Source organism: Corynebacterium sp. HMSC034H07, from assembly GCF_001815175.1.
GTDB lineage: Bacteria > Actinomycetota > Actinomycetes > Mycobacteriales > Mycobacteriaceae > Corynebacterium > Corynebacterium hiratae.
In genome coordinates, this window is record NZ_KV819496.1 from 1 (window position 1) to 4253 (window position 4253).

The 4253-nt window shown below is 50.2% G+C and carries 2 protein-coding genes; both read left to right on the top strand.

Translation table 11 applies throughout. From position 1 onward, the window contains the following. The first annotated feature begins 649 nt into the window (after positions 1-649). Positions 650-2368, top strand: coding sequence for an asparagine synthetase B family protein (locus HMPREF3009_RS13385; RefSeq protein ID WP_158010556.1), 1719 nt, complete (start codon positions 650-652; stop codon positions 2366-2368). 555 nt (positions 2369-2923) lie between these two features. Next, positions 2924-4149, top strand: a protein-coding gene (locus HMPREF3009_RS01635) for an IS3 family transposase (RefSeq protein WP_118779482.1) whose coding sequence is annotated in 2 segments (ribosomal slippage) — positions 2924-3203 and positions 3203-4149 — 1227 coding nt in all. Because the reading frame shifts where the segments join, the coding sequence is not laid out codon by codon here. Positions 4150-4253: the final 104 nt, after the last annotated feature.

Below are 4253 nucleotides of genomic sequence, written 5' to 3' on the forward strand. Positions count from 1 at the left end.
ACGTGTCCACGATTTGCGGGCAACCCCACATTGTTGGGCGAGGATAAAGGATAGGATTCTGAAGTGCCCCGAGTCTTGCTTCTAGGTAGGATCCTTAACTACCTTTAATCCTGAGGTTATTGTTTCTCCAGAATTTTGATTCAGCTTAAGACGGTGTGCGGTAGTTTAAGTGCTGATGGAGCTTGGACTCATTCCTCCATTTGACTTTCGAAAACCGTTGCGACCTTCACCTAAGAAACGTCTTGCTGCGTCTAAGTACCAATGGATTTGTACTTGAAGGAACTGTTGGTGTTTCAATAGCCGATTGTGAAAGGGATCGCCGACTGTTTCAGCAAAAGCGGCGATTCCACGCTGACGGATCGTCTTGTCATTGCCTAGCCTCCCCGTTGGTTTAAGAGCCCTCGCCTTCGCTATAGTGCTCAGGACCCTATGGCTAGCCTCTTAATATGTCTGCCCTCGGGGATTAAGCTCAAATCTGGGGATCTATACACTGCGCGGAGCTTAAAGGCTCTGCTATGTTTATTTGGTGTCAATCCTACTAGCTATCATCCCGCGGTCCAATCGAGTAAAGACTGCGACATCAGTCTCCGATGGTCGTCTAATCAACAAAATCTCGTCGGTATTGGGTCCAAAGTATTTTACTGAACCAGTGGTTCTGAACGACGCTACACGTGATGGCGGCGTTGTTATTGTTTGGAACGCAGAGTCAGGGAATCGTAATCCCGATACGAGAGCAGGGGTATGGACCGCTTGCTCGAGCCAAGGGTTTGCGTCTAAATTGCGAAACGGAGTTAAGACTCAGAATGGTCGGCTAAGCGTCGATCCAGAAATCGGCGGATCTTATATGGCGCTTTGGGGAAACAAGGGCTCAGGGCGAATCTTTGCGTGGAGCACTCCGCCTGCGATTGAGCCAGTCTACTACGCGAGTGATCGAGAAAATATTTATATATCGAATCGACCACTCCCTATCGCATTTGCGTTGACCGCTGGCAGGCCGGAGATTCTAGAGATCGATGAGAACTACGTCAGAGAATATCTAAACTATGGATTTTCTATAAGCACGGCCTCGCCATTCAAAGGGATTTCGGTCTTGATGCCCCGCACCTGTTTGTCAGTGTGGAGAGGTAAAATTCAGATCCTGGATGAACCAGACTTTGGACAAGTTGAACTTCAACCAGCCGGTGATTCAAGAGAAACCGGTTCAGTGGAACTCGCGAGTTCTCTGAAGCGTGCTACCTCGCGTCTTATTGAGCAGCAGCCCGAAAAGGGGGTGCAGCTCCGACTAAGCGGAGGTAAGGACTCTAGGCTCATGCTAGGGCTTTTGAATCTTATTCCAGATTGCAAAGTAACCGCGGTGACGCAGGGAGATGCTGAAAGCGTTCAAGTTAAGGTGGCAGCGGAGCTGGCAGGCCTTGCAGGCATAGATTTCATTGCAACCGCTCCAAATATGACCGTGAAAACCAGCATAATTCAATCATGTGAAACTACGATTTTTCAAAGTTCCGGACTTATCCCGTCTGAACCAACGATCGCTCCTTTTTCGGCCCCTGACCCCCTCGAATTAGGTGAGTTTTTAGCTGCGGGGGAGTGGCCACTTTTTAAAGGCTATCTGGAAAGAACTTCAGACCGATCGATGGAATCAGTTGAAAGGCTGCTTTCCGGATCGTCAAAATATATCCTAAACAGCGACGGAAATTATCTTACTGACTCTGCTTTGGATGAATGGAAAGCGTCCCTCCCCGTATTTTCCAGCTATGAAATGCTCTATTATTACGGGAGAGATATTCGTGCTGCTCGCTATCAACATGCGAAGACTGCGCAGATCGATACGCAAAGTACGGTGTTTTATCCATTCTTAGACACCGAGGTCGTAAAAGTCTCGGACGCACTACCGGTAGTTAATAGGCGTAATCATTATTCGATGTTTACCGCCTTAAGAGATATTTGGCCGGAATCGTTCTCTGTACCGTTTGCAGGAAATGAAGGGTTCAGGTTTGAGAGGTTTGCTTCAACTAGAAGTTTTTCGGTTGGGTTCCAAGGAGGAAATCAGCGGCCTCCCCGAGCTTACGAAGGGGAGATTAAACAATTTAGTCAGCGCCCCCACGCAATCGACAGTACATTCTATTATTCACCAATCTCGGCTAGCGCGAATTTCATAGTCACATCAGGCGAATGGAGCTACCTGAGTAAATTCCTAGACTCTAGTTTTGCAAGTCGAATTCAGGAATGGGCTCAGAAAACTTCGGATAGGGGCCTTGATGGCGCAGGAAACACTCGTAAGGAACAGAAAGAAACCAAAATTAAAGTCTGGCGAATCTTAATGCTTGTGCTTTGGCTAAGACGCCGGTGGTTAAAGAGTACATGGTGAAGCTAGCTTCGCGTTTTGGGAAGCCCAGCACATTCTATCAATGCTGTTCTTGACCTAAGCCTAACCTGAAGTCACTTTCGAAAGTCGGAACTTGTGTTAGCAGAGGGGGACTCTGGTTCGCGTTTCCCCCTGACCAAGCCTGTTCTTAAGGAAAACGACTGAATGTGTTCTATAACAGACGCATCACTAAGGGGTGCTCAATCCCGAAGCTTTTGAGTAGCAGTACCCGCGGAAGGTAATAACATGTCCTATATATCTGCTCTCCAATACGGTGTAAGTGAACTCGATTGTAAAAACGATCTCGGTACGCATCAATAAGTCGATCATCAGCATAGACCTTTCGGCGAGATGTGGTAGTTGAGACGAAAGGTAACTGGCGGTGGCCGCCCACTCCTTTCCGGGGGGCCACCATCAGCAAGCGTTACACCACACTAAGGGACACAACCAAAAGAAGCTCTGCTAGATTCCGGTGGTCATCACTACTAGGGCCAGCTAGACGATCATACTGAAGCGTCCTGGGTTTAGTTCCTACCTCAGCTAAGGAAGGATTGAACTATGCCTAGAAAGTATTCCGTCGAGTTCAAGGAGAAGGCGGTCCATCAGATCATCGAAATGGTCCGCTTGGAGTCCTGCTCGCTGCAACGTGCCTACGCGGAGGTCGGTGAGTTGCTTGGAGTGTCTCACCATACGTTGCGGGCTTGGTACCGTGACAGCGCTTCAGTACGTGATGACTCTGACACGTCTGGCGGCGAAACGATGGAAGAAGAGCTCAAGCGTTTGCGCCGCGAAAACCGTGAGCTGAAACGAGCAAATGGGATTCTTAAGACTGCTTCGGCTTTTTTCGCAGCGGAACTCGACCGACCCACGACCAAATGATCTCTTACATCGACGCGTATAAGGATCAGTTTGGGGTCGAGGCCATCTGCCGAGTCCTTAAACAAGCAGATCGTGGGTTCATTACTTCACGTGGCTACCGCAAAGCCACCACACGTGTTCCCAGTGCAAGGGCCTTAAGCGATAGCCTTCTCATCCCAGAGATACAGCGTGTGCATGCGCAGAATTTCTCGGTCTACGGCATCCGCAAAATGTGGCACGCGATGAACCGTGAAGGTTTTCATATTGGTCGCGATAAGACTGCACGTCTGATGAAGCTAGCAGGTGTTTCTGGTCGCAGACGTGGACGAACCCCGTTAACAACGATCAGCCCGAAGGCACCGGATCATCGCCCGGACCTAGTGCAGCGAGACTTTCGTGCACAAGCACCAGGCCGGCTGTGGGTTGCTGACATTACTTACGTTCGCACCCTGTCAGGATTCGCCTACACCGCGTTTGTCGTGGATGCCTACAGCCGAAAGATTGTTGGTGTCGCTACACGCTCGACGATGCGTACCGATGCGCTGCCCATGGAGGCCTTGGAGCATGCGTTAACGACTGCAGGGCGAATCCATGGAAACCAGCTGATCCACCATAGCGATCGGGGCAGCCAGTACGTGTCACTGAAGTATTCCAGCGCGCTAGCGGAATCCGGAATCCGGCCGAGTGTAGGAACAGTCGGCGATTCTTATGACAATGCTCTAGCTGAGACCGTCAACGGTCTCTACAAGGCGGAACTGATTCATGCTCAGGGCCCGTGGACATCGGTCGGAGAAGTCGAATTGGCCACCTTGCGGTGGGTGCATTGGTGGAACACTAAGCGGCTTCACGAAGCTTTGGACTACGCCACCCCACAAGAAGTCGAAACCGAGTACTATCTCACCCAGCCCATCAACACAGGGCCGTAAAAGAAGCGGAACTAAACCCAGGACGCTTCAATCACGTCATACCGTATCTAGTACATTTCGAGTCGATCGCGTCAAACCGGCCCTTCCGGTTTTAGAGTGCGTTG